This is a genomic window from Cellulosimicrobium sp. SL-1, assembly GCF_011033075.1.
GTDB classification, from domain to species: domain Bacteria; phylum Actinomycetota; class Actinomycetes; order Actinomycetales; family Cellulomonadaceae; genus Cellulosimicrobium; species Cellulosimicrobium funkei.
This window is the reverse complement of the sequence record NZ_JAACJC010000001.1, coordinates 487,167-510,684: the sequence shown is the minus strand read 5'-3', so window position 1 is coordinate 510,684 and position 23,518 is coordinate 487,167. Positions and strand designations below refer to the sequence as shown.

21 protein-coding genes and 3 tRNA genes are annotated in these 23,518 nt (G+C 74.3%); 12 read left to right on the top strand and 12 right to left on the bottom strand.

All coding sequences use genetic code 11. The features are described from left to right. The first annotated feature begins 1 nt into the window (after nt 1). The 4 genes from GWJ10_RS02360 to GWJ10_RS02345 all read left to right on the top strand — a co-directional run bounded on the left by GWJ10_RS02360 (nt 2) and on the right by GWJ10_RS02345 (nt 3,203). Nucleotides 2–835 carry an ATP-binding cassette domain-containing protein gene (locus GWJ10_RS02360; RefSeq protein WP_034654058.1) on the top strand — a complete coding sequence of 278 codons (834 nt, stop codon included), beginning with the start codon at nt 2–4 and terminating at the stop codon, nt 833–835. Beyond that, nucleotides 832–1,473 carry an ABC transporter permease subunit gene (locus GWJ10_RS02355; protein WP_043654098.1) on the top strand — a complete coding sequence of 214 codons (642 nt, stop codon included), beginning with the start codon at nt 832–834 and terminating at the stop codon, nt 1,471–1,473. Before GWJ10_RS02360 ends, GWJ10_RS02355 begins: the two co-directional genes overlap by 4 nt. Beyond that, entirely contained in the window at nt 1,470–2,201 is a 732-nt protein-coding gene (locus GWJ10_RS02350; protein ID WP_163184741.1) for an ABC transporter permease subunit, read from the top strand. The genes GWJ10_RS02355 and GWJ10_RS02350 overlap by 4 nt, the downstream gene beginning before the upstream one ends. A 78-nt stretch (nt 2,202–2,279) precedes the next feature. Next, nucleotides 2,280–3,203: an ABC transporter substrate-binding protein gene (locus tag GWJ10_RS02345; protein ID WP_061268544.1), complete on the top strand. Its 924-nt coding sequence runs from the start codon at nt 2,280–2,282 to the stop codon at nt 3,201–3,203. A 70-nt stretch (nt 3,204–3,273) separates the two neighbouring features. Here GWJ10_RS02345 and GWJ10_RS02340 read toward each other — a convergent pair whose 3' ends face one another. From GWJ10_RS02340 to GWJ10_RS02310, 7 genes are all read right to left on the bottom strand, one after another. Next, on the bottom strand, nt 3,274–4,200 hold the full coding sequence (locus tag GWJ10_RS02340) for a hypothetical protein (RefSeq protein WP_163184739.1): 927 nt from the start codon (nt 4,198–4,200) through the stop codon (nt 3,274–3,276). A gap of 59 nt (nt 4,201–4,259) precedes the next feature. Beyond that, nucleotides 4,260–5,819, bottom strand: a complete 1,560-nt coding sequence (locus GWJ10_RS02335; protein ID WP_163184737.1) for an NAD(P)/FAD-dependent oxidoreductase — start codon at nt 5,817–5,819, stop codon at nt 4,260–4,262. A gap of 53 nt (nt 5,820–5,872) precedes the next feature. Then, nucleotides 5,873–6,433, bottom strand: coding sequence for an AAA family ATPase (locus GWJ10_RS02330; RefSeq protein ID WP_163184736.1), 561 nt, complete (start codon nt 6,431–6,433; stop codon nt 5,873–5,875). Between the two features lie 107 nt (nt 6,434–6,540). After that, on the bottom strand, nt 6,541–8,187 hold the full coding sequence (locus tag GWJ10_RS02325) for a cation acetate symporter (RefSeq protein WP_086151449.1): 1,647 nt from the start codon (nt 8,185–8,187) through the stop codon (nt 6,541–6,543). Continuing rightward, on the bottom strand, nt 8,184–8,534 hold the full coding sequence (locus tag GWJ10_RS02320) for a DUF485 domain-containing protein (protein WP_021482757.1): 351 nt from the start codon (nt 8,532–8,534) through the stop codon (nt 8,184–8,186). Before GWJ10_RS02320 ends, GWJ10_RS02325 begins: the two co-directional genes overlap by 4 nt. A gap of 184 nt (nt 8,535–8,718) precedes the next feature. Continuing rightward, the gene (trmB, locus tag GWJ10_RS02315; protein WP_163184883.1) at nt 8,719–9,498 is read right to left on the bottom strand and encodes a tRNA (guanosine(46)-N7)-methyltransferase TrmB; all 780 of its coding nucleotides are present in this window, start codon (nt 9,496–9,498) and stop codon (nt 8,719–8,721) included. A 91-nt stretch (nt 9,499–9,589) separates the two neighbouring features. Beyond that, nucleotides 9,590–10,909 carry a TrpB-like pyridoxal phosphate-dependent enzyme gene (locus tag GWJ10_RS02310; protein WP_043654086.1) on the bottom strand — a complete coding sequence of 440 codons (1,320 nt, stop codon included), beginning with the start codon at nt 10,907–10,909 and terminating at the stop codon, nt 9,590–9,592. A gap of 294 nt (nt 10,910–11,203) precedes the next feature. Between GWJ10_RS02310 and GWJ10_RS02305 the strand changes: the two genes are divergently transcribed. Then, complete coding sequence (locus tag GWJ10_RS02305) at nt 11,204–11,965, top strand: SDR family NAD(P)-dependent oxidoreductase (RefSeq protein ID WP_024842147.1); 762 nt, start codon at nt 11,204–11,206, stop codon at nt 11,963–11,965. A gap of 123 nt (nt 11,966–12,088) precedes the next feature. On the opposite strand, the gene GWJ10_RS02300 is transcribed toward GWJ10_RS02305, so the two are convergent. The 4 genes from GWJ10_RS02300 to GWJ10_RS02285 all read right to left on the bottom strand — a co-directional run bounded on the left by GWJ10_RS02300 (nt 12,089) and on the right by GWJ10_RS02285 (nt 16,869). Further along, entirely contained in the window at nt 12,089–15,829 is a 3,741-nt protein-coding gene (locus GWJ10_RS02300) for a metallophosphoesterase (RefSeq protein ID WP_163184734.1), read from the bottom strand. A 363-nt stretch (nt 15,830–16,192) separates the two neighbouring features. Beyond that, nucleotides 16,193–16,265 (bottom strand) — tRNA-Lys (locus tag GWJ10_RS02295). 126 nt (nt 16,266–16,391) lie between these two features. Further along, a tRNA-Lys gene (locus GWJ10_RS02290) sits at nt 16,392–16,467 on the bottom strand. A gap of 105 nt (nt 16,468–16,572) precedes the next feature. Beyond that, nucleotides 16,573–16,869, bottom strand: a complete 297-nt coding sequence (locus GWJ10_RS02285; RefSeq protein ID WP_009862228.1) for a co-chaperone GroES — start codon at nt 16,867–16,869, stop codon at nt 16,573–16,575. 157 nt (nt 16,870–17,026) lie between these two features. Here GWJ10_RS02285 and bcp point away from each other — a divergent pair, with 157 nt between their 5' ends. Together bcp and GWJ10_RS02275 are read left to right on the top strand one after the other, a co-directional pair. Next, on the top strand, nt 17,027–17,503 hold the full coding sequence (gene bcp, locus GWJ10_RS02280; protein ID WP_061268538.1) for a thioredoxin-dependent thiol peroxidase: 477 nt from the start codon (nt 17,027–17,029) through the stop codon (nt 17,501–17,503). 94 nt (nt 17,504–17,597) lie between these two features. Next, a tRNA-Leu gene (locus tag GWJ10_RS02275) sits at nt 17,598–17,679 on the top strand. Between the two features lie 255 nt (nt 17,680–17,934). Here GWJ10_RS02275 and trxA read toward each other — a convergent pair. Beyond that, nucleotides 17,935–18,318 (bottom strand): thioredoxin, encoded by a 384-nt coding sequence (trxA, locus tag GWJ10_RS02270; protein ID WP_021482401.1) that lies wholly within the window; start codon nt 18,316–18,318, stop codon nt 17,935–17,937. Nucleotides 18,319–18,431: 113 nt separating this feature from the next. Here trxA and GWJ10_RS02265 point away from each other — a divergent pair, with 113 nt between their 5' ends. The 5 genes from GWJ10_RS02265 (at nt 18,432) to GWJ10_RS02245 (ending at nt 23,516) form a co-directional block, all read left to right on the top strand. Continuing rightward, the gene (locus GWJ10_RS02265; protein WP_163184732.1) at nt 18,432–19,937 is read left to right on the top strand and encodes an MFS transporter; all 1,506 of its coding nucleotides are present in this window, start codon (nt 18,432–18,434) and stop codon (nt 19,935–19,937) included. After that, nucleotides 19,903–21,528, top strand: a complete 1,626-nt coding sequence (locus tag GWJ10_RS02260) for an aminotransferase class V-fold PLP-dependent enzyme (RefSeq protein ID WP_346773814.1) — start codon at nt 19,903–19,905, stop codon at nt 21,526–21,528. The genes GWJ10_RS02265 and GWJ10_RS02260 overlap by 35 nt, the downstream gene beginning before the upstream one ends. A 71-nt stretch (nt 21,529–21,599) precedes the next feature. After that, on the top strand, nt 21,600–22,169 hold the full coding sequence (locus GWJ10_RS02255; RefSeq protein ID WP_009863909.1) for an NUDIX hydrolase family protein: 570 nt from the start codon (nt 21,600–21,602) through the stop codon (nt 22,167–22,169). Beyond that, nucleotides 22,166–22,828 carry a Pr6Pr family membrane protein gene (locus GWJ10_RS02250; RefSeq protein ID WP_241005628.1) on the top strand — a complete coding sequence of 221 codons (663 nt, stop codon included), beginning with the start codon at nt 22,166–22,168 and terminating at the stop codon, nt 22,826–22,828. The genes GWJ10_RS02255 and GWJ10_RS02250 overlap by 4 nt, the downstream gene beginning before the upstream one ends. Nucleotides 22,829–22,973: 145 nt before the next feature. Then, the gene (locus GWJ10_RS02245) at nt 22,974–23,516 is read left to right on the top strand and encodes a flavodoxin domain-containing protein (RefSeq protein WP_034655787.1); all 543 of its coding nucleotides are present in this window, start codon (nt 22,974–22,976) and stop codon (nt 23,514–23,516) included. Nucleotides 23,517–23,518: the final 2 nt, after the last annotated feature.

Sequence of the window (23,518 nt, the reverse complement as noted above, 5' to 3'; positions counted from 1 at the left end):
CATGATCGAGTTCCGATCGGTCACGAAGACGTACCCCGACGGCACGGCCGCGGTCGCCGACTTCGACCTCGTCATCCCACCCCACCGCACCACGGTGCTCGTCGGCTCCTCCGGGAGCGGCAAGACGACGCTCCTGCGCATGATCAACCGGATGGTCGAGCCCACGTCCGGCACGATCGAGATCGACGGCAGCTCCGTCCTCGACCGCGACCCGGTGAAGCTGCGGCGCAGCATCGGGTACGTCCTGCAGAACGGCGGGCTGCTCCCCCACTACAAGGTCGTCGACAACGTGACGACGGTCCTGCGGCTCGAGGGCACGCCCCGGAGGCAGGCGCGCGAGCGCGCCCTCGAGCTCCTCGACACGGTCGGCCTCGACCGGGCGCTCGCCGACCGCTACCCGAGCCAGCTCTCGGGGGGCCAGCAGCAGCGCGTGGGCGTCGCCCGCGCGCTCGCCGCGGACCCGAACATCCTGCTCATGGACGAGCCGTTCGGCGCGGTCGACCCGATCGTGCGGGCCGAGCTCCAGACCGAGACCATCAGGCTGCAGCGGGAGCTGGAGAAGACGGTCGTCTTCGTCACGCACGACGTCGACGAGGCCTTCCTGCTCGGCGACCAGGTCGTGATCCTCGAGAAGGGGGCGCAGATCGCGCAGATCGGGTCCCCGAGCGAGATCCTCGAGAACCCCGCGAGCGAGTTCGTCGCGAGCTTCATCGGTGCCGAGCGCGGCCGTCGTGCGCTGCGCACGAAGCGGACGGACCACGGCACGGTCCTCGTCGACGGCGCGGGACGGACCCAGGGCGTGCTCGTCGGCGACGCCCCCGAGGACGGCGCATGACCTGGGTCCTGGACAACGTCGACCTCATCGGCCGTCTGACTGTCGAGCACCTGCGCCAGTGCGTCGTGCCGATCGTGCTGGGGTTCGTCGTCTCGATCCCGCTCGGCTGGCTCGCGTTCCGGTTCCGCCTCACGCGGGGTCTCGTGCTCACGCTCGTCGGGCTGCTCTACACGATCCCGTCGCTCGCGCTCTTCGCGCTGCTCCCGCCGCTCCTCGGCATCAGCTTCCTGTCCGAGGTCAACCTGGTGGTGGCACTGACGATCTACGCGGTGGCGATCATGACGCGGTTCGTCGCCGACGCCCTGGCGTCGGTCGACCCGACGGTCCGGCAGGCGGCCCTCGCCGTCGGGTACGGGCCGTGGCGACGCTTCTGGCAGGTCGACCTCCCGCTCGCCGGCCCGGTGGTGCTCGCCGGGCTGCGCGTCACGGCCGTCTCGACCATCTCGCTCGCGACGGTCGGCATCCTCATCGGGATCGACAACCTCGGTTACCTGTTCACCAACGGCTACCAGCGGCAGATCGTCCCCGAGATCCTCGCCGGCGTCGTCGCGGTCGTCGTCATCGCCCTGCTCGTCGACCTGCTGCTCGTGCTCGCCGGGCGAGCGGTCATGCCCTGGTCCCGGAAGGTGCGCGCATGAACGTCTTCTCCGACGCGGTCGCCTGGATCTTCTCCCCCGACCGGCTCACCGGCGCGCTCCCGCTGCCCGAGGCGATCTGGACCCACCTCGCGTTCACGTTCGTGGCGGTGCTGATCGCCGCGGCGATCGCTATCCCCGCAGGCTGGGCGATCGGCCACACCGGGCGCGGGCGGGAGGTCGCGGTCGCCCTCTCGGGCGCGGCGCGCGCCGTGCCCTCGTTCGGGCTCGTCCTGCTGCTCGTGCTCGTGCTCGGGGTGACCCACAAGGTCGCCGCGTCGATCACGGCGTTCGTCCTCCTCGCGATCCCGCCCATCCTCGCGGGGGCGTACGCCGGTATCGAGGCTGTCGAGCGGCGCGTGGTCGACGGCGCCCGGTCCGTCGGCATGACCGGCCGCCAGGTGCTGTTCCAGGCCGAGGTGCCGCTCGGCCTCCCGCTGCTCATCGGCGGGCTGCGGTCCGCGACGCTCCAGGTCGTGGCCACGGTGACGCTCGCCGGCTATGTCGGCAACTGGGGTCTCGGCTTCTACATCGTGCAGGGCATCCAGATCCGCGACTTCTCCCAGATCCTCGGCGCGGCCCTCGTCATCGTGGTGCTGGCCGTCGTGCTCGACGCGCTGTTCGCGATCCTCCAACGGGTCGTCGTGCCGCGCGGCGTCACGGCGGGCCGGTCCGCGGAGGACTCCCCGTCCCGGCGGCGCCGCCGCGCCCCCGAACCCACCACCGCCTGACGCGGACAGCGCTCCCCCGCCGCACGCGCCGAACCGACCCCTCCCGGTCCCCGGGACGGCCCTCAGAAAGGCAGACACATGCGCACCACCCGACGCACCGCCGCCCTCGTCGCCACCGCGGCGACCGCCGTCCTCGCCCTCACCGCCTGCGGCGGCGGGTCCGACCCGCTCGCCGAGGACACCACGAGCTCCGACGGCGGCGGCAGCGCCTCGTCCGACACGATCGTCGTCGGCTCGCAGGCCTACTACTCGAACGAGATCATCGCGGAGATCTACGCGCAGGCGCTCGAAGCGGAGGGCTTCACGGTCGAGCGCAACTTCTCGATCGGCCAGCGCGACGCGTACATGCCGGCGCTCGAGAGCGGCGAGGTGCAGCTCTTCCCGGAGTACACGGGCAACCTGCTGCAGTTCTTCGACCCGGAGACCACGGCGACGTCGCCCGACGACGTGTACGCGGCGCTCCAGGAGGCCCTGCCCGACGGCCTCACGGTCCTCGACCAGTCGACCGCCACGGACCAGGACTCCTACAACGTCACCGAGGCGTTCGCCACGGAGAACGACCTCACGAGCCTGTCCGACCTCGCCGGCCTCGACGTGCCGCTCACGCTCGGCGGCCCTGCGGAGCTCGAGCAGCGCCCCTACGGCCCGCAGGGGCTCAAGGACGTCTACGGGGTCGACGTGTCGTTCGTCGCGACGGGCGACACGACCGTCCAGGACCTCGTCGCCGGGACCGTGAACATCGCGAACGTGTTCAGCGCGGACCCGCGCATCCAGACGGAGAAGCTCGTCACGCTCGAGGACCCGGAGGGCCTGTTCCTCGCCTCGAACGTGGTGCCGCTGGTCAACGCGGACATCGCCGACGAGATCGCGGACGTGATCAACCCGGTGAGCGAGGCGCTCACCCCCGAGGGCCTCGTCGCCCTCAACGTGGAGTCCACGGTCGACCAGCGCTCGCCCGAGGACATCGCCGCGGACTGGCTGTCCGAGAACGGCCTCGCCTGACCGCACGACGACGGCGGCCCGTCCCGGGATCGGGACGGGCCGCCGTCGTGCGTGGACGGGCCTGTGCGGGTCAGCGCGCGACGCGCGCCGCGATCGCGTCGGCGAACCGGTCGAGAGACCCCGGGGAGAGCGCGAGGAACAGCGACGGCTCGGTGAGCTCGAGCTCGATGACCACGACGCCGCCGTCGTCGTTGCCCGTGACGACGTCCACGCGCGCGTAGAGGAAGCTCGCCGGGTCGCCGCCGCCGACGGCGTCGGCCGCCACGGCCAAGGCCCGCCGCGCGACGTCGAGCTGCTCGTCGGACGCGGTGAACGGGCTCATCTCCTCCTGCTGGTACAGGCCGCGCGTCGGGCGGTGCGGGCCGGTGAGCAGCGCGTTCTTGCGCACGGCGTGCGAGAACTCGCCGTCGACGAAGACGAGGCCCGTCTCCCCCGCGGTGTCGACGCTCGTCACGTAGGGCTGCACCATGACCTCGCGCCCGGAGACGAGCAGGTTCTTGGCGTGCTGGATCGCGAGCCCGCGCGAGTGCGCCTCGCCCGCCTGGTACCGGCCCGTGTCCTTCGCGCCTGCGCTGACCACGGGCTTGATGACGAAGTCGCCCTGGGCGGGCAGGCGCGTGTGGATCGCGCGCGAGGAGAGGTTGCGCGCCGGGTCGAGCCACAGCGTCGGGATGACGGGGATGCCCGCGCCCTCGAGCTCGCGCAGGTAGCCCTTGTCGGTGTTCCAGCGCAGCACCTGCTCCGCGTTGAGGATGCGGGGGACCCGGTTCGCCCACGCGACGAACTCGTCGCGCCGGGCCGAGTAGTCCCACGTGGAGCGCACGACGACGGCGTCGAACGCGGCCCAGTCCACGTCGGGGTCGTCCCAGACGGCGGGCTGCGCCGCGACGCCCCGGGCGTCGAGCGCCCGCACGAGCGGCGCGTCGTCGGGGTCGAGCTGCGGGAGGACGGAGCACGTCGCGAGGGCGACGCGCGGGGCGGTGGTCTCGGTCGTCACGTCCCCGAGCCTAGGCGACCGGGCCGCGGCGCGGGCGCCGGGCCCGCGCCGGACGGTCCCTACAGCCCGTACTCCTCGAGCAGGCGCAGCCAGACCTCGCTCACGGTCGGGTACGACGGCACGGCGTGCCACAGCCGGCGCAGCGGGACCTCCCCCACGACGGCGATCGTCGCGGCGTGCAGCATCTCCGCCGCGTCGGGTCCCAAGAACGTGGCGCCGACGACGACCTCGCGCGCGGCGTCGACCACGAGCTGCGCGCTGCCCGCGTAGTCGGCGGAGCGCACCGAGGAGCCGGCGACGTTCGCGAGGTCGTAGCGCACGACGCGCACGTCGAGGCCCGCGTCGCGCGCGGACGACTCGGTGTGCCCGACGGCGGCCACCTCCGGCCGCGTGAACACGACCTGGGGCGAGGCGACGGCGTCGGCGGTCGCGGCGAACCGCGACCACGGCTCGGGGTCGGCGCCGACGGCGGGCGGCCGCTCGCCCGCGGTCGGGGCGTCCTCGGCGTCGGGGTCGCCGAAGCGCGCGGCGACGACGTCGCCCGCGACGCGGCCCTGGTACTTGCCCTGGTGGGTCGTCGCGACGCGACCGGTGACGTCGCCCGCCGCGTACAGCCACCCGGTGCCGGCGTCCGGCCCGAGACCCTGGACGAGCATCGTGTCGTCGACGTCCAGCGCGCGGCCGGGCGCGAGCCCGACGGAGTCGACGCCGAGGTCCTGCGTACGCGGCACGCGACCGGTCGCGACGAGCACGCGCTCGGCGGTGACGGGCGACAGGTCGGGCGCGTCCCCGCCGTACGCGGGACCGGCGGCCGCGAGGGCGAGGCGCGCGCCGCCGTCGGGCAGCAGCTCGACGGCCTCCGTCGACACGCCGAGCCGCACGTCGACCCCCAGGTCCCGCAGCGACGCGGCGACCGCCTCGCCCGCCCAGGGCTCGGTGCGCCCGAGCAGGCCGCCGCGCGACAGCACGGTCACGCGTGCCCCGAGGTCGGCGAACGCGACCGCCATCTCGGTGGCGACCACTCCCCCGCCGACGATCGCGAGCGATTCGGGCACGTCCTCGACCGCGGTCGCCTCGCGGCTCGTCCACGGGTTCGCGTCCGCGAGCCCGGGGACGTCGGGCAGGACGGGCACGCTGCCGGTCGCCACGATCACCGCGTGGCGGGCCGCGAGCCGGCGGGTGCGCGGGAGGTCGTCCGGGTCGGCGTCGGGCTCCTCGGCGACGACCTCCACGAGGCGCGGGCCGACGATCCGCCCGAGCCCGCGCACGAGCGTGAGGCCCGCACCCTCGACCCAGGAGACCTGGCCGGAGTCGTCCCAGTCGGAGACCATCTGGTCGCGGCGCGCGAGGACGGCGGCGACGTCGAGGTCGTCCCCGACGGTGACGCCCGGGACGCCCCGCGCCTCGGCCCGCACGGCCCCCGGGCGCAGGAGCGTCTTGGACGGCATGCACGCCCAGTACGAGCACTCGCCGCCCACGAGCTCGGCCTCGACGAGCGCCACGCTCAGGCCGGTGCGCGACGCGCGGTCGGCGGCGTTCTCGCCGACGGGCCCGCCGCCGATCACGATCACGTCGTAGGTCTCGTCAGGAGTGGTCGGTTGCTGCGCCTCGGACGTCATGGACCCCATCCTCGCGCGAGGGTCCCGTCGCCGCCCGGCGGTGCGGCGGCGGGTCAGGCGACCCGTGCCTCGTCGAGCCGGTCGAGCACGTGCCGGACGGTCCGCGCGACCGTCCACCCGGTCGTGTCGACGTGCAGCCCGCCGGGGGTCGCGCGGGCGGCGGCGGCGAACTCCTCCGGGGTCCAGGCCCCGTAGGCCTGCTTGTGGCGGCCGGCGTCGCGAGCGGCGAGGGTCGCGGCGTCCGGCGTCAGCACGACGGCGAAGCACGGCCGGGTGCGCACGCGCGCCGTGAACCGCGCGAGGTCGGGACCGAGCAGGATGTCCTGGACCACGGCCGTGACGCCGGCGGCGGCGTAGGTGTCGGCCGCCTGCGCCGCGAGAGCCTGCCGCAGGTCGAGCTGGGCCCGGGCCTCGGCGGACACGGGCGGCGCCGTCGACGCCTGGCCGCTGACCACGAACCGCCGGAACTGGTCCCCGCGCACGTGCGCGGCGAGCGGGAACGTCCGGGCGAGCGCGTCGGCGACGGTGGACTTCCCGGAGGCCATCGCCCCGGTGACGACGAGGACCGGCGTCTCCTCGCCCGGGACGGCGAGGGCTGGGGTCGCGGAGGGCATGGCGGGACCGTACGACGCGGCCGGCCCACCGCGCGAGGGCTTTGCCGCGCGCGGACGCCCCCGGCCCGGGGCCGAGGGCGTCCTGCACGCGAGGGGCCGCCGTCTGGCTAGTGCACCGTCGCCTTCTCGGCGCCCGCCCCGGTGAGCGAGCGCACCTCCATCTCGGCGAACTTCTCGGGGTGCGGCTTCTCCCTGCTGAGGAGCGTCCCGACGATCCCGAGGAGGAACGCCAGCGGGATCGAGACGATCCCGGGGTTGCTCAGGGGGAAGATCGCGAAGTCGATGTCCGTGTTCTTGATCATCGACAGGCTCGCGCCCGTCACCGGGTCGACCTTCCCGGACACGACGGGCGAGAACGCGATGAGCACCACGCACGAGATCAGGCCGCCGTACATGCTCCACAGCGCGCCCGCGGTGTTGAACCGCTTCCAGAACAGCGAGTAGAGGATGGTCGGCAGGTTCGCGCTCGCCGCGACGGCGAACGCGAGCGCCACGAGGAACGCGACGTTCTGGCCCTGCGCGAAGATGCCGCCGAGGATCGCGAGGATCCCGATGACGACGACCGTGATGCGCGCGACCTTGACCTCGCCGTCGGGCTTGACCTCGCCGCGCTTGATGACGTTCGCGTAGATGTCGTGCGCGAAGCTCGCCGCCGCGGTGATCGTGAGCCCGGCGACGACGGCGAGGATGGTCGCGAAGGCGACGGCGGAGATGAAGCCGAGGAGGATCTCGCCGCCGAGCGCGAACGCGAGCAGGGGTGCCGCGGAGTTCACGCCCCCTGGTGCGGCGCTGATCGTCTCCGGCCCCACGAGCGCGCCCGCCCCGTACCCGAGCACGAGGGTGAACAGGTAGAAGATGCCGATGAGCCAGATCGCCCACACGACCGACCGGCGGGCCTCCTTGGCAGAGGGCACGGTGTAGAAGCGCATGAGGACGTGCGGCAGGCCGGCGGTGCCGAGCACGAGCGCGAGGGCGAGCGACAGGAAGTCGAGCTTCGTGGTGCCGGTGGCGCCATACTGCTTGCCGGGCTCGATGAGCGCCTCGCCGCCCGGGCCCGCCTTGTCGATCGCGCCCTGGAGCAGGTCAGACAGGTTGAAGCCGAACTTCGCGAGGACCCACACCGTCATGACGGCGGCGCCCGCGATGAGCAGCACGGCCTTGATGATCTGGACCCAGGTGGTGCCCTTCATCCCGCCGACCAGCACGTAGAGGATCATCAGCGCGCCGACGACCGCGACGACGACGCTCTGGCCCGCCGTGGAGTCGACGCCGAGCAGCAGCGCCACCAGGCCGCCGGCCCCCGCCATCTGGGCGAGCAGGTAGAAGAACACGACGGCGAGGGTCGCGAGCGCGGCCGCCATGCGCACGGGCCGCTGCTTGAGCCGGAAGGACAGCACGTCGGCCATCGTGAACTTGCCGGTGTTGCGCAGGAGCTCGGCGACGAGCAGCAGCGCGACGAGCCACGCGACGAGGAAGCCGATCGAGTAGAGGAACCCGTCGTAGCCGTTGATCGCGATGGCGCCGCAGATCCCGAGAAAGCTCGCGGCGGACAGGTAGTCGCCCGCGATGGCGGTCCCGTTCTGCGGCCCGGTGAACGACCGCCCGCCCGCGTAGTAGTCCGCGGCCGACTTGTTCTGCCGGGACGCGCGCAGCACGATGACGAGCGTCACGGCGACGAAGACGGCGAAGATCGCGACGTTGACGACGGGGTTCCCGACGTCCGTGGCCTCTGCGGCCAGGAGGTGCGCGCTCACAGCTCGTCCTCCTCGATCTCCCGGCGGAGCTCGTCCGCCTGGGCGTCGAAGCGCTTGTTGGCCCAGCGCGCGTAGATCATGGTGATCGCGAACGTGGACACGAACTGGCCGAGCCCGAGGAGGAGCCCGACGGTGACGTTCCCCCACACGCGGACGCTCATGAGGTCGTGCGCGTAGTTCGCCAGCAGCACGTAGACGAAGTACCACACGAGGAAGAGCGCGGTCATCGGGAACACGAAGTTCCGGAAGCGTCGGCGCAGGTCCTGGAACTCGGGCGAGCGTTGCACCCGTTGGTAGTCGGTCTCTTCGGCGGGCCCCGGTCCGGGGGCGGCCGTCACGTCGGTCATGACGCCTCCGTTGGCTCATTCCGTGGACAGACAGAGAGCCCGCACCCCGCGGACGGTCGCCTGTCGACGCGACCGCACGCGACACTGCGTGCCCGGGGCGACCTTCCGCCCCCGGCACAATGTGCCGTAGATCACTGTTGTCCGCAAGGACCGCGCGCGGCCGGTCGCGAGGCCGTACCGAGCGTCAGACCCGCACGTACTCCAGGTCCGTGATGACGCGCCCCGCGGCCTCGCCCTTGCGCTCGAACCCCGTGAGCACCCGGCCCTCGAAGCGCGGCGCGGCGTTCCCCGGACCGTGCACGTTACGCAGCCCCGGCGCGGCGTCCAGCACCTCGAGCATCTGCTCCGCGTACTCGGCCCAGTCGGTCGCGAGCCGCAGCGTCCCGCCGGGGCGCGCGTCGTCCCCCTTCCCCGGCGCGCGCAGGACGCGCTCGGCGAGCGCCGCGAACGACGGCGTCACGAGACGGCGCTTGTGGTGGCGGGACTTGTGCCAGGGGTCGGGGAAGAAGACCCAGAGCTCGTCGACGCTCCGCGCGGGCAGCGTGGTGGCGAGGACCTCGGCCGCGTTCGCCTGGACGAGCCGCACGTTCGTCAGGTCGCGCTGCGACGCGCGCAGCACCGTCTGGGCCAGCCCGGGCGCGTAGACCTCGACGGCGAGGAAGTCCGTGCCCGGCTCGCGCTCGGCGGCGGCGACGACGGCCTCGCCCTGGCCCGAGCCGATCTCGACGACGAGGCGCGCGTCACGCCCGAAGGTCGCCGCGACGTCGAGCACGTGGTCCGGGTCCACGGACGTCCGCGCGACGTCGCGAGGCACGTCGACGACGTAGCGGTCGCGGTACGCGTCCCACGCGCGCTGCTGGCGCGGGGCGAGGCGGCCGCTGCGCCGTACGAACGACACGGGCTGGGTGCGGTAGCGCGGTCGGGCGTCGCCGGTCCCCGGGGTCGCGGAGGGGGCGCCGGTCACGGGCTCGTCGAGGGTCTCGGGGGTCGGTTCGGGCACCGCACCAGGGTACGGGCGCCTCGCGGGGGTCGTGCCGCGCGAGGCGCCCGGCCCGTCAGACGTACGCCGCGTACGCGGGCAGGTCGAGCACCCCGTTGCCCGACAGCCCGAGGACGATCACCTCCGGCTCCGTCGCCGCGCGCGCGTGCGCGACCGCCGCCGCCACGGCGTGCGTCGACTCCGGCGCGGGGATGATGCCCTCGCTGCGCGCGAACAGCGTCCCGGCCGTGAACGCCTCGTCCTGGTCGACCGCGACGGCGTCCATGAGCCCGAGGTGCACCGCGTGCGAAACCATCGGCGACATGCCGTGGTAGCGCAGGCCGCCCGCGTGGATCGCCGGCGGGACGAAGTCCTTGCCGAGGGTGTGCATCTTGAGCAGCGGCGTGAGGCCCGCGACGTCGCCGAAGTCGTAGCGGTACTCGCCCTGCGTGAGCGACGGGCACGCGGCCGGCTCGCACGCGACGAGCCGCGTCGTCGTGCCCTCGCGCAGGTTGCGGCCGAGGAACGGGAACGTCAGGCCCGCGAGGTTTGACCCGCCGCCCGCGCAGCCGAACACCACGTCCGGCGCGCCCTCGCCCGCCTCGTCGAGCTGGACGAGCGCCTCCTGGCCGATGACGCTCTGGTGCAGCATCACGTGGTTGAGCACGCTGCCCAGCGCGTAGTGCGCCGCGGGGTCCTTCGCGGCCGTCTCGACCGCCTCGCTGATCGCCATGCCCAGCGAGCCGGTCGTCTCGGGGTCCGCGGCGAGCATCGCGCGCCCTGCCTCCGTGAGGTCCGACGGCGACGGGTGGCAGATCCCGCCGTAGACCTCCATCTGCGCGCGCCGGTACGGCTTGGAGTCGTACGACGCGCGCACCTGCCACACCTCGACGTCGAGCCCGAGCAGCGCGCCCGCGAACGACAGCGACGCGCCCCACTGGCCCGCGCCCGTCTCGGTCGTCAGCCTCGTGGTGCCCTCGAGCGCGTTGTAGTACGCCTGCGCGACGGCGGTGTTCGGCTTGTGCGAGCCGACCGGGCTCACGCCCTCGTACTTGTAGTAGATCCGGGCCGGCGTGCCCAGGGCCCGCTCGAGGCGCCGCGCGCGCACGAGCGGCGACGGCCGCCACAGCGCGTAGATCTCGCGGATCGTCTGCGGGATCTCGACGTAGCGCTCCGTCGTGACCTCCTGCTGCACGAGCGCGAGCGGGAACAGCGGCGCGAGGTCGTCGGGCGTGAGGGGCTCGCGCGTGCCCGGGTGCAGGTGCGGGGGCACCGGCTCGGGGAGGTCGGCCGCGAGGTTGTACCAGTGCGTCGGGACGGTCGAGGGCACCTCGGCGCCCGTCGGCTCGAGGGACCGGACGGGCAGGGCCGTCGGCGGGGTCTGCGGTGTCGTCATGCTCGGCTCCAGCTCAGGGGGACGGCCGCTGGGCCGACGACGCGCGCACCGGGTTCACCGAGGCCGCCCACGTCGTCGGGGCACGGCCGGATGAGGTCACCGGCCGTCAGGCGGCCGGCCACCAGGGGGTCACGGACGGGTGCGTCACGACGCCGACCCTACCCCCGCCCGCACGCTCGGGACCACCGGCGCCCAGGTGAGGACGATCGGCTCTCGCGCGCGCGGGCGCGCGGGCGCTGGGATGGGAGCAGACGCCGGTCGACGGCAGTGCCGGCGCGGACGGAAGGAGCCGTCATGGTCAGCAACCACGTCCCGGGCAGGTTCGAGGGCCGCACGGCGATCGTCACCGGCGCGGGCGCCGGCATCGGCCGCGCGACGGTCGAGCGGCTGCTCGCGGAGGGCGCACGCGTCGTCGCCACCGACGTCCGGGAGGACCGCCTCGACAAGCTCGTCGCCGACGTCGGCACGGACGCTCTCGTCACCGTGGCGGGCGACGTGAGCGCGCAGACCACGGTCGACGCGGTGGTCGCCGCCGCGGGCGGCCGGGTGGACGCCCTCGCCAACGTCGCCGGGATCATGGACGGCTTCCTGCCGACCGCCGAGCTCGACGACGCGACGTGGGACCTCGTCATGACCGTCAACGTCACCGCGGTCATGCGCCTCACGCGTGCGGTCCTGCCCCTCATGCTCGAGGCGGGGAAGGGATCGATCGTCAACGTCGGCTCGGAGGCGGGCTCGCGCGCGTCGGCGTCGGGCACCGCGTACGCGACGTCGAAGCACGCGATCGTCGGCTTCACGAAGAGCACGGCGTTCTTCTACACGCCCCGGGGCGTGCGGGCGAACGTCGTCGCCCCCGGGGCCGTCGCGACGAGCATCGAGGCGCCCTTCCGCTCGCAGTACGCGGGCGAGCGGCTCGGACCGGTCATGGCGACGACCGTCCCGCCGGCCGCGAGCGCCGAGGAGCTGGCCGCAGCGATCACGTGGCTCCTGTCGGACGACTCGGCCAACGTCTCGGGCGCCGTCCTGCACAGCGACGGCGGGTGGGCCGCCGTCTGACCGTCCCGCTCCCCCTGCGGACCGGGCAGGCGACGCAGCGGCCCCCGGACCGTCCGGTCCGGGGGCCGCCGTCGTGCCGTCGGCGCCGCGTCAGCGGCGCGACGCCGGCGGATCAGCGCGGTGTCAGCCGCACGCGAGCGCGTCGTACGGGACGTCCGCGGCGGACGACCGGCCGTCCCCGCTCGCGGCGACGTGCGCGGTGCCCGCCGCGACGTCGGACGCCCGGACGGAGAACGCCTGGTAGGCCGACGCGCCGGGTCGCACGCCCGTGACGGTGCGCTCGCCGTACGGCGTGCTGAGCGTGACGTCGACCGGGACGGTGTCCGCGTTGCGGGCCCGGACGGCGACGTAGGCCGTGCCGCCGAGGCACTGCGTTCGCGCCGTCGTCTCGACGACGAGGCCGTCCTCGGCGGGCGCCGTGGTGAACGTGCTCACCGGCGAGACGGCGGTGCCGCCGCCCGCGCTGGTGGCCGTGACGGTCCACGCGTGCGCGGCGCCCGGCTCGAGCCCGTCCCACGTGACGGTCGCGACCTCCCCCGACGGCACCGTGACGCTGCCGACCTCCTCGCCCGGCGCGTAGAGCGACACGGCGTCGGTCGCCAGGCTCGTGACGCGCGACGTGAGGTCGACGGGGACGGTGAAGTCGTCCTCGCGGCCGTCGTAGCGCTGCTCGTCGTCGTACTCGGTGGCGCCGAAGTTCTCGAGCCACGGCGAGTAGGTGTCGACGATCATCTCGGAGCGGTCGACGTCGAACTGGAGCAGGCGCAGGAAGCTCGCGCCGAGCCGCAGGCCCTCGTCGGGCGCGTAGCCGCCGATCTCCGTGAGCCCCGCCTCTTCGGCCGTGACCTCGTAGAACTGGTAGTCGGCCAGCAGCTCGACGACCCCGCTGCCCGGCGTCCCGACGTCCTGGCGCACGTTGATGCCCACGCCGTGCCGGTGCCCCGCGAGGACGAGGAAGACGTTCGGGTTGGGCTCGACGACCTTGGCGTGCACGAGGCGGCCGTCGGGCGTCGAGATCTCGGAGTCCCGACCGTCGGGGTTCGAGCTCGGCACGAGGTAGTCGTGCGTGAGCACGATCGCGTTGCGGTCGGGGAACTGCTCGAGGACGGCGTCGGCCCACGCGGCCTCCTCGTCCGTCACCCCGTACGACAGGTACACGGCGACGAAGTCGAGCCCGCCCGCGCTGAACAGGTCGTAGTGGTTCTGGTTGTCGCCCTCGCGCCAGGGCCCGCCGTAGGACGCGTTCTCCCACCGCGCGGACAGGGCCTCGTAGCGCTCGGGGCCGTAGAACTCGTTGAACAGCGCCCCGGGCCCGTTGTCCTGGCCCGTGAGGTTGTCGTGGTTGCCGGCGAGGACCCCGTTGGGGATGTTCGCGTCGTCGAGGATCTGCTGCGCGGACGAGGAGAACGCGTACTCGCCCCGGACCTGGGCGGCCATCGCGTCGTCGGCCGGCAGGCGCGTGTAGTTCTCGTTCACGTCGCCCGTGTGACCCACGTACGCGATCCCGCGCGCCTCGGCGTTGTCCACGACCCACTGCGTGAGGTCCGTGTAGGCCTGCGCCCACACGGCGCGCTCCTCGGCCGTCTCCTGCTCGACCGCTCCCTCGGTGAGGTACTGCGTGTCGGTGAGGTGGACCAGCGAGAAGTCGTAGTCCTCGCGGGGCGCGAAGTCGGTCTCGTCGCGCGACCCGCCCGCGGCGATGTCGTCGGCGAAGGGGTCGGTGCCCGTGACGAGGACGTGCACGGTCCCGTCGGTCGCGGCGCCGTCGCGGAGCACGGTGCTCAGCGACGTCGTGCCCTCGACCGCGCCGCGCGTGGACGCGAGGGGCTCCCACCGCTCGCCGTCCCACACGTGCAGCGTCGCGAGCCGCTGCGGGTCCACGACGCCCTCCCAGCGCACGACCTGGCCGGAGGTCGAGCCCTCGGCGGGCAGCTCGAAGCGCTGGTAGGTGACGTCGCGGCTCGGGGGCGAGTCGAGCGTCAGGTCGTCGCCCGGGGCGAGCGCGTCCGCCGCGGCGGGCTGCTCACCCTCGACCGGGAGCGTCGTCGGGACCTCGGCCGACTCGCCCTGCGCGACGAGCGCCGGGGCGGTGACGTCGGCGCGGGAGAACGTCGCGGTGACGTCGCCACCGCCGGGCGCCGCGACGCGCGCGGACAGGTCGATGCTCCCCGCGACGTCGCGCGTGCCGTGCGCGGGCGCGAGGTCGGTCGGGACGTCGGGCACGCCGAGGCTCGTGAACGCGATCTCGTGCGTGCTCGCGTTCCCGAGCACGTCCGTCGCGGTGACGACGAGCGTGTGCGCACCCGGGGCGAGCCCCGGGCCGACGGGCGCGCCGAGCTCGAGCGGCTCGCCGTCGAGCGTGACGTCGGGGCCGGACAGGACGCCGGACGCGTCCGCGAGCTCGACCGCGAGGCTCGTCGCGCTCGAGAGCTCCGCCCCCGCCGCCGGCGTGCTGGACACGATCGCGGGACCGGTGTTGTCGGTGGTCACCGTCCGGCGCGCGGCCGCACCCGCGGCGGTCGCCGACGTGATCGTGTGCTCGCCGTCGGCGAGCGTCGTCGTGTCGACGTCGGCCCGCAGGCCGGTCGCGGGCGCGTCGGCGTCGCGCGTCACGTCGAACGCGAGGTCGACCTCGCGCGGCTTCGTCGTGCTCGTGCCGCAGTCTCCGTCGCCCATCGAGTACGACGGCGCGATGCCCACGCCGGTCGCCGTGCCGTCCGTCACGTCGAGCGCGATCCCGGAGATCGCGAAGTCGTCGCGGTTGTCGCCGCACGCCGTCGGGTACGTGCCCGTGACGAAGCGCACGACGTTGCGGCCCGGGGACAGGAAGGCGTTCGGGACGTCGATCCGCACCGTCTCGCTCACGTAGTCGCGGTCCGCGAGGTCGATGCGCTGCCCGTTGACGAGCAGGTGGTTGGTGTAGCGGGCCTCGATCGAGTTCGAGCCCACGGTGAAGACGAACCGCGACGAGCCGGTGCCGAGCGTCGCGACGGTGGTCAACGGGGCGCCGTCCAGCTCGATGCCGACGGGCGGCTCGCCCCCGGCGGGCGGCGTGGCGAGCACGGTCTGCGGGCCGTGCAGCAGCGCGCCGTCCGCAGGGAGGATCACGGGCGCCCCCGGGGCGCCGTTGTTCACGGTGACCGCGCTCGTCGCGCTCGCGCCCGACGCGGTCGTCGCGGTGAGCGTGTGGGCGCCGTTCTCGAGCGTCGTGGTGTCGAGCTCCGCGGCGAGGCCGGTCGTCGCGGCCGGGTCCTGGTCGAGGTCGAACGTGAGGTCCGCGGAGAGGACGCGCGACGTGTTCGTGCCGCACGAGCCGTCGCCGAACGCGTAGGAGAAGCTGTTGGCGGAGCCGTCGGCCGTCTCGCCCAGGAGCTCGAGCGACACGTCCGTGAGGTCGTAGTCGTCGTAGTTCGTGCCGCACGACGTCGTGACCGCGCCGACGACGAACCGCACCCGGTTCTCGCCCGGCACGAGCCACTGCGCGGGCACGTCGAGCGCGACGCGCTCGGACACCATGTCGCGGTCGAGCTCGAGGCGCTCGCCGTTGACGAGCACGTGGCTGCCGTACCGCTTCTCGATCGAGTTGCTGCCGACGTCGAACAGCAGGCGCGCCGTCGCGGGCGTCGCTGAGGCGTCGAGGGCGGTGCCGTCGACCGCGAGCGCCGTGACGGCATCGCCCGCGCGGACGGGGTCGGCCGCGACGCGCACCGTGCCGTCGAGGAACGTGCCGGTCGTCGGGCTCAGCACCGGCCGCGTCTCCGGGGCGGCCCCGGTGGACCGGGCGGCCGTCCGGTCGAGGGTCGGGGAGGCTCCCGGGGCGGTCGCGGCGGCGGCGCCGGGCGCGAGCAGGCCGGCGACGAGCACCGCCCCGAGCGCCCCGGCGACCGCGGCGCGGCGCCGCGCGCCGCCGTCGGTCCGTCTCTCGGTGCGTCTCTCGCTGCCTCTCTCGGCGCGTCCCGAAGTCCTGTGCGTGGGCACAGACGTGTCCATCGTGGTTCCCTTCCGTGGCGAACGGGTCGACGGGCGACGTTGCCGAGCGGCGACGACGCCCGCACCGGACCCTTCCCGGCGGGCGTGAACACGAGGTCGGTGCCGGGCGAACTCCGGCGAAACGGACGGCGACGGTTGCGGCGGGCGACCGGCACGGGTGGAGCGGGAGGGCGGATCGCCCGGGCGGCGGACGACGAAGGCCGCCCACCCGGAGGTGGACGGCCTGGTCAGGAAGGGTGCGCCATCAGGGACTCGAACCCCGAACCCGCTGATTAAGAGTCAGCTGCTCTGCCAATTGAGCTAATGGCGCGCGAGAGGGAACACTACCAGCGGCCAGGACCGTCGATCTCCGCGAGGAGACCGGGCCCGCCCGGCCGCGCCGGCTCTCGACCGGCACGGCTCGGGCCGCCCGCCATGCGGACGGCCCGATCGGTGGTGGTGCGCCATCAGGGACTCGAACCCCGAACCCGCTGATTAAGAGTCAGCTGCTCTGCCAATTGAGCTAATGGCGCGCGAGAGAAAACACTAGCAGCCGCGGGCGCGCCGGGAAAATCCGTTCCGCCCGCGCCCGTGTGACGTCGGCGACACGGCCCGGCGAGCCCGCGCAGCGGCCCCGGCTAGAGGTACAGCCCCGTCGGGCCGTCCTCCTCGACCTCCTGCGAGACGGCGTGCACGTCCCGCTCGCGCAGCAGCACGAGGTCCTTGCCGCCGAGCTCGACCTCGGCGCGCTCGTCCGGGTCGAACAGCACGCGGTCCCCCACCGCGACCTGTCGCACGTGCTCACCGGCCGCGACGACGACGGCCCACGCGAGCCGCTTCGGGCCCACGGCAGTCGCGGGGATGACGAGCCCCGCCGAGCTCTGCCGCTCGCTCGCGTCGACCTCCGGGTCCACGAGCAGCCGGTCGTGCAGCATCCGGATCGGGAGGTCGCGGGCGGCCGGCCGGGACGGCGACGGGCGGGACGAGGCGGTGGCGGGGGCGGACGTCGTCTTGCTCACAGCGACAACGCTACCGGTGCCGCCCACCCTCACCTACGCTCGAACCACACCTTGGCCGGACCGAAGGAGATCCATGTCCACGCGCCTCACCGTCGGCGACACCGCTCCCGACTTCTCCCTGCCCGCCGCCGACGGCAGCACCGTCACGCTCTCCGACCTGCGCGGCAAGCACGTCGTCGTCTACTTCTACCCCGCGGCCGGCACGCCCGGCTGCACGACGGAGGCGTGCGACTTCCGCGACAACCTCGCCTCGCTCCAGGGCGCGGGGTACTCGGTCGTCGGCGTCTCCCCCGACCCGGTCGACAAGATCGCCGCGTTCGTCGAGGCCGAGCACCTGACCTTCCCGCTCGTGTCGGACGAGGACAGGTCCGTCCTCGAGGCGTACGGCGCGTGGGGCGAGAAGAAGCTCTACGGCAAGACGGTCGTGGGCGTCATCCGCTCGACGGTCGTCGTCGACCCGGAGGGCAAGGTCGAGCTCGCGCAGTACAACGTGAAGGCCACGGGCCACGTCGCGAAGCTCCGTCGCGACCTCGGCATCGACCCGAGGTAGCGCACCCGGGCGGCGCCGTCCTGGCCCGGTGCGCGTCGAGCGACGCGCACCGGCCGCCAGGGCCGCGCCGCCCGCGCCGTAGACTGACCACCGCGCGCGAGTGGCGTAACTGGCAGCCGCGCCAGGTTTAGGTCCTGGTGTCCTCGGACGTGCGGGTTCGAGTCCCGCCTCGCGCACCCTCCCCGACCCCGCCGGAGTCCCCGTCGTGACGGCACGGCAGCACTCCCCGGATTCACCCGCACCCGACCTGGACGACCGTCCAGGTCGGTGTCTACCGTGGTGGCAGAGCCGGTGCCCGCACCACTTGCCCCCTGCCGGTACGGGCACCGGCTCCACACCTGCTACGCAGCGCCCGCGCGCGAGACGGCCCACGACACGACGACGGCCCGGCACCCTCCGAGGGTGCCGGGCCGTCGTGGTGTCGTGCAGGCTCAGGCGTCCTGCGCCGGGGAGCCGTCGCTCGCCGCGGCGATCTGACGACGCACGTCCTCCATGTCGAGGCCCTTCACGGCGTCGACGACCTGCTTGAGCGCCGGGGCCGGGAGCGCGCCGGGCTGGGAGAACACGAGGATGCCCTCGCGGAACGCCATGAGCGTCGGGATCGACGTGATGTTGGCGGCGGCGGCCAGGCCGCGCTCGGCCTCCGTGTCGATCTTGCCGTGCACGACGTCCGGGTTCTCCTCCGACGACGCCTCGAAGACGGGCGCGAACATCTTGCACGGTCCGCACCAGTCGGCCCAGAAGTCGACCAGGACGATGTCGTTCTCCTTGATCGTCTGCTCGAACGTGGACTCGGTGAGCGTCTGCGTGGCCATGGATGTTCCTCCTGGGGGCTTGGGGGTCTGCTACGTAGAGCACACACCTTGCCCGGAGTATTCCCCGCGCACGACCGCGCAGGCCCGGCCCGCGCACCCTCTACGCTGCCCCTGTGACGCACGACACCACCGCGCACCGGCTCTCGCGCACCACGATCGCGGGCTACGCCGCCGGGTCCGTCGGCACCGGCGGGTTCGGCACCCTGCCCGGCCTGGTCCTGCTCGTGTACCTCACCGACGCGCTCGCGGTACCTGCGGCGGTCGCCGGGCTCATCGTCACGGGCGCCAAGGTGTGGGACGTCGTCGTCGACCCGTTCATCGGCTACGGGTCGGACCGCGACCTGGCCCGCACCGGGTCGCGCCGTCGCTTCATGACCCTGGGCGCCCTCACACTGCCCGTCCTCTTCGCGCTGACGTTCGCCGTCCCCGCGGCCGCCGGGCCGACCGCCGCCGCGATCTGGGTGCTCGTCGCGTTCCTGCTCGCCGCGACGGCGTTCTCGCTGTTCCAGGTGCCGTACATCGCGCTGCCCGCGGAGCTCGACCCCACGTACGACGGCCGCACCCGCCTGCTCGCGTGGCGCGTCGCGACGCTCGCGTTCGCGATCCTCCTGTTCGGGGCGGGCGGACCGGCGCTGCGCGGAGGCGGGGACTCGACATCGGGGTACCTCGTCATGGGCGTCGTGTCGGGCGTCGTCATCGGCGCCGGGATGCTCGTGGCCGCGCGGGTCGCCCCGCGCGCACCCCGCGGCGCCGGCACGCCCGCTCCCCCGGCCGGCGCGACCACCGCCTCGGCCGGAGCGACCACCGCCTCGGCCGGAGCGACCACCGCCTCACCCGGGACCGCCACGGGCTCGACGGCGCCGGCATCGGCGTCGCGCGCCTGGACCCTCGCCGTGCGTGAGGCGGTCGACGCCCTGCGCCGCTCGCGCCCGTTCCGCACCCTGCTCGCCGCGTTCGTGCTCCAGGCCGTCGCGACGGGGCTCATGCTCGCCGGAGCGGCGTACGTCGCGCGGTACGTGCTGCGCGACGAGGCGGCCGTCAGCTACCTCTTCGCGGCGCTCGTCGCGCCCGCGCTGCTCTGCATGCCGCTGTGGACCCGGCTCGCGCGCCGCGACGGCAAGGAGCGCGGGTTCGTCGTCGCGACCGTGCTCTTCGCGGTCGCCGCGCTCGGGATGGTCCCGCTCGTGTGGGCACCCGGTGCGTGGGTCTACGTCCCCACCGCGCTCGCCGGCGTCGCGTACGCGGGCATGCAGGCGCTGCCGCTCGCGATGCTCCCCGACGCCATCGCGCACGACGCGCGGACGCACGGCGAGGGCCGCGGCGGCGCCTTCGGCGGCGTGTGGACGGCGGGCGAGACGACGGGCATGGCGCTCGGTGCCGCGGTGCTCTCGCTCGTCCTCGGGATCACCGGGTACGTGTCCACGCGGGCGGGCGAGACGGTCGCCCAGCCGGCCGCGGCGGTGGACGGGATCGCGCTCTCCTTCTCGGTCGTGCCCGCCGCGCTCGTCCTGCTGAGCCTCGTCCCGCTCGTGCGATACGGTCTGCGCAGGGGGGACATCGACGACACAGCACCGGAGCTGCCGCGTGACCACGCCCCGACCGACCGACCCCGTGACTGACGCGGGAGCGACCGTCCCCGGCACCCTGCCGCGGCCCGCCGACGCGGTGCCGCTGCGCACCGACGGGATCCTGGACCGGCTCGCCGCGCTCCGGGCGGCCGACGCCCCGACGCACGGCGGACGCGTCCTGTCCTACGTCTACGACCCCGGTCTCGCGGAGCTCGACGAGCTCGCCGCCGCCGCCGCGCGGGCCGTCCAGCCGGTCAACGGGCTCGACCCCACGACGTTCACGTCGGTCGCCGTCATGGAGAGCGAGCTCCTCGGGTTCGCGCGCACGATGCTGCACGGGCCGGCCGACGGGCCCGACGCCGTCGTGGGCTCGGTGACGTCCGGCGGGACGGAGAGCTGCCTGCTCGCGGTGAAGATCGCGCGCGAGGGGTTCCGCGCCGAGCACCCGGACGTGCGGCCCCGCGTCGTAGCCCCCGTGAGCGTGCACGCGGCGTTCCGCAAGGCCGCGCAGCACCTCGACGTGGACCTCACGCTCGTCCCCGTCGACCCGGTCACGGGGACGCCCGCCGCCGCCGACCTCGTCGCGGCGCTCGACGCCGACGACGTCGCGCTCGTCGTCGTGTCCGCGCCGTCGTACCCGCACGGCGTCGTCGACCCGGTCGCCGAGGTCGCCGAGGCCGCCGCCGCACGCGGCGTGCCCGTGCACGTGGACGCGTGCGTCGGCGGCTGGGTGCTGCCGTTCTGGGCCGCGGCCGGGGGCGAGGAGGTGTCGCCGTTCGACTTCTCCGTGCCGGGCGTGACGAGCATCTCCGCGGACGTGCACAAGTACGGCTACGCGCCCAAGGGCGCGTCCGTCCTGCTCGTGCGCGGGCGCGACCGCCAGCGCCGGCAGTTCTTCGCGACGACGGGCTGGCCGGGGTACCCGGTCGTCAACCCGACGCTGTCCGGGTCGCGCTCCGCCGCGCCGCTCGCCGCGGCGTGGGCCGTGAGCCAGGCCCTCGGCACCGCGGGGTACACGGCCCTCACCGCGCGGTGCGTGCGCGCGACCTACGCCCTGCGCGCGGCGGTGGACGCGATCGACGGGCTCCGCGTCGTCGGCCGCCCCACCGGCCCGCTCGTCGCCGTGGCGACCGACGAGTCCGTGCCGCCCGAGCGGCGCGTCGACCCGCACCTGTGGGCCGACGCCGTCCGGTCCCTCGGGTGGGTGCTCCAGCCGCAGCCCGGGCTCGTCCAGGACGACGGCACGCGCCTGCCGCACACGACCCACCTCACCGTCACGCCCGTCACCGAGGCCGGTCTCGACGGCCTCGTCGCCGCGCTCGGCGCGGGCGCCGACGCCGTCCGCGGCGCCGGGCGCCCCGACGTGAGCGGGGTGCTCGCCGCGCTCGCCGGGGGGTTCGCGCCAGGAGCCGCCCCCACCGCCGACGAGATGTGGGGCGCGCTCGTCGGGGTGCTCGCCGCGGACGACGGCGGGCCCGAGGGCGACGACGACCGGGGGCCGCGCGCGTCGGTCCTGCCCGACCGCCTCGCCCCGCTCATGGCCCTCATGGAGGTGCTGCCCGCACCGGTCGCGGAGCAGGCGCTCGTCGAGATCGTGGCGCGCGTCTCCGAGCCGCACGCCGAGGCGCCCGGCACCGCGTGAAGGCCGCACGACCGGGCAGTGGCGCCCGGGGCGGACTCGCCCCGCCGCACCGCTCGGGGTAGAACAGTCGCGTGACCGACACCGCCGACTTCCCGCCCGACGACTTCTCCCACGACAACCCGCGCCCCGCGGGCTGGCTCAGCGCCGAGGAGATCGCGGTCGCGCGCGCCCAGCTCCCGCTCGTCTACGTCGACGCCGTCCCCGTCCGGGTCGACGACTCGGGCGACGTCGTCGCGGTCGGGCTCCTGCTGCGCGTGACGCCCGAGGGCATGATGACGCGGGCCCTCGTCTCCGGGCGGGTCATGTTCCACGAGCGCATCCGCGACGCGCTGCTGCGCCATATCGAGAAGGACCTCGGCCCGGTCGCGCTGCCGCAGGTGCCCGCGTCCCCGCAGCCCTTCACGGTCGCCGAGTACTTCCCGACGCCGGGCATCACGTCCTACCACGACCCCCGCCAGCACGCGGTCTCGCTCGCGTACGTCGTGCCGGTGACGGGCGACTGCCGGCCGCAGCAGAACGCCCTCGAGCTCGCGTGGCTCACGCCCGAGCAGGCGTGCAGCGACGAGGTCCAGCTCGAGATGCGCGGCGGCCAGGGGGTGCTGCTGCGCCAGGCGATGGCGTACGTCGGCCGCCTGCCGTGACCGACGCGCCAGGCGTCCGGGTCGACGCGGGCCGGCACGTCGTGGCCCGCACCCTGCACGCGCTCGTCGCCGTCGCGGCGCTCACGGGCGTCTTCCTGGAGGTCGCGATCGCGCTCGTCGACGGTCCCGGCACGGCCCCGAGCCAGGCCGAGCGCCTCGTGCGCCTGTTCTCCTACTTCACGATCCAGTCGAACCTGCTCGTCGGGGTCGTCTCCGTCCTGCTCGCGGCGCGACCCGCGCGCGACGGGACCGTCTTCCGCGTCGCGCGCCTCGACGCGCTGCTGTGCATCGCGGTGACCGGGATCGTCTACAACACCGTGCTGCGCGGTCTGCAGGACCTGACGAGCGCCGGCCAGGTCTCGAACCTCCTGCTGCACCTCGTCGCGCCGCTGCTCGCGGTGGCCGCGTGGGGACTCGTGGGCCCGCGCCCGCGGGTCGACGCCGCGACGGTCTGGTGGTCCGTCGCGTACCCGCTCGCGTGGATCGCGTACACGTTCGTCCGGGGCGCCGTCGTCGGCTGGTACCCCTACCCGTTCCTCGACGTGGGCGAGCTCGGCCTCGGCCGGGCGCTCGTCAACACCGCCGTCGTGGCGGTCGTCTTCCTCGCCCTCGCGTGGGTCGTGCGTCTCGTCGACTCCCGCCTGCGCCCCGCGCCCTGACCCTCTCGCGCCCCGGCAGTGCGCCCGGGACCAAGGGCCCGCACGCTCGTTCCCGTCGGCCCTGGGCCTCGCGCCCTCGGAGCCGGACGCTGGAGGGAGGGGACCCGTCCGGTCCGGACGGGCGGTCGACGAAGGGGTGAGCGCGATGGACGCCGCAGTGGTCTACGAGTCGATGTACGGCAACAGCGAACGCGTCGCGCAGGCCATCGCGGAGGGGCTGTGCGAGACGGTGCGCGTCGAGGTCGTCGACGTGACCGACCCGGCCGCCCACCCGGACGCCCTGCGCCACGTGCAGCTGGTGGTCGCCGGCGGCCCGACGCACGCCCTGGGCATGACGCGCCCCGCGACCCGCGCCGAGGCGGTGCAGCGCGCGACGGGCCCGGTCTCCGACCGGGCCACCGGGCTGCGCGAGTGGGTGGAGTCCCTCCCGCCACAGGAGGAGGGGCGGCTCGCCGCGACGTTCGACACGCGCGCGACGAAGGTCCGCTCGCTCCCGGGCTCGGCAGCCCGCGGCGCCGCCAGGGCGATGCGCCGCGCGGGGTTCCGGCTCGTGGTCCCGTCCGCGTCGTTCTACGTCGGCGACGTCGAGGGACCCCTGGACGACGGCGAGCTCGACCGGGCGCGCGCGTGGGGTCGCGCGCTGGGCAAGGTGCTCGTCCCGGCGGAGAGCCCGGCCGAGGGCCGCTGACC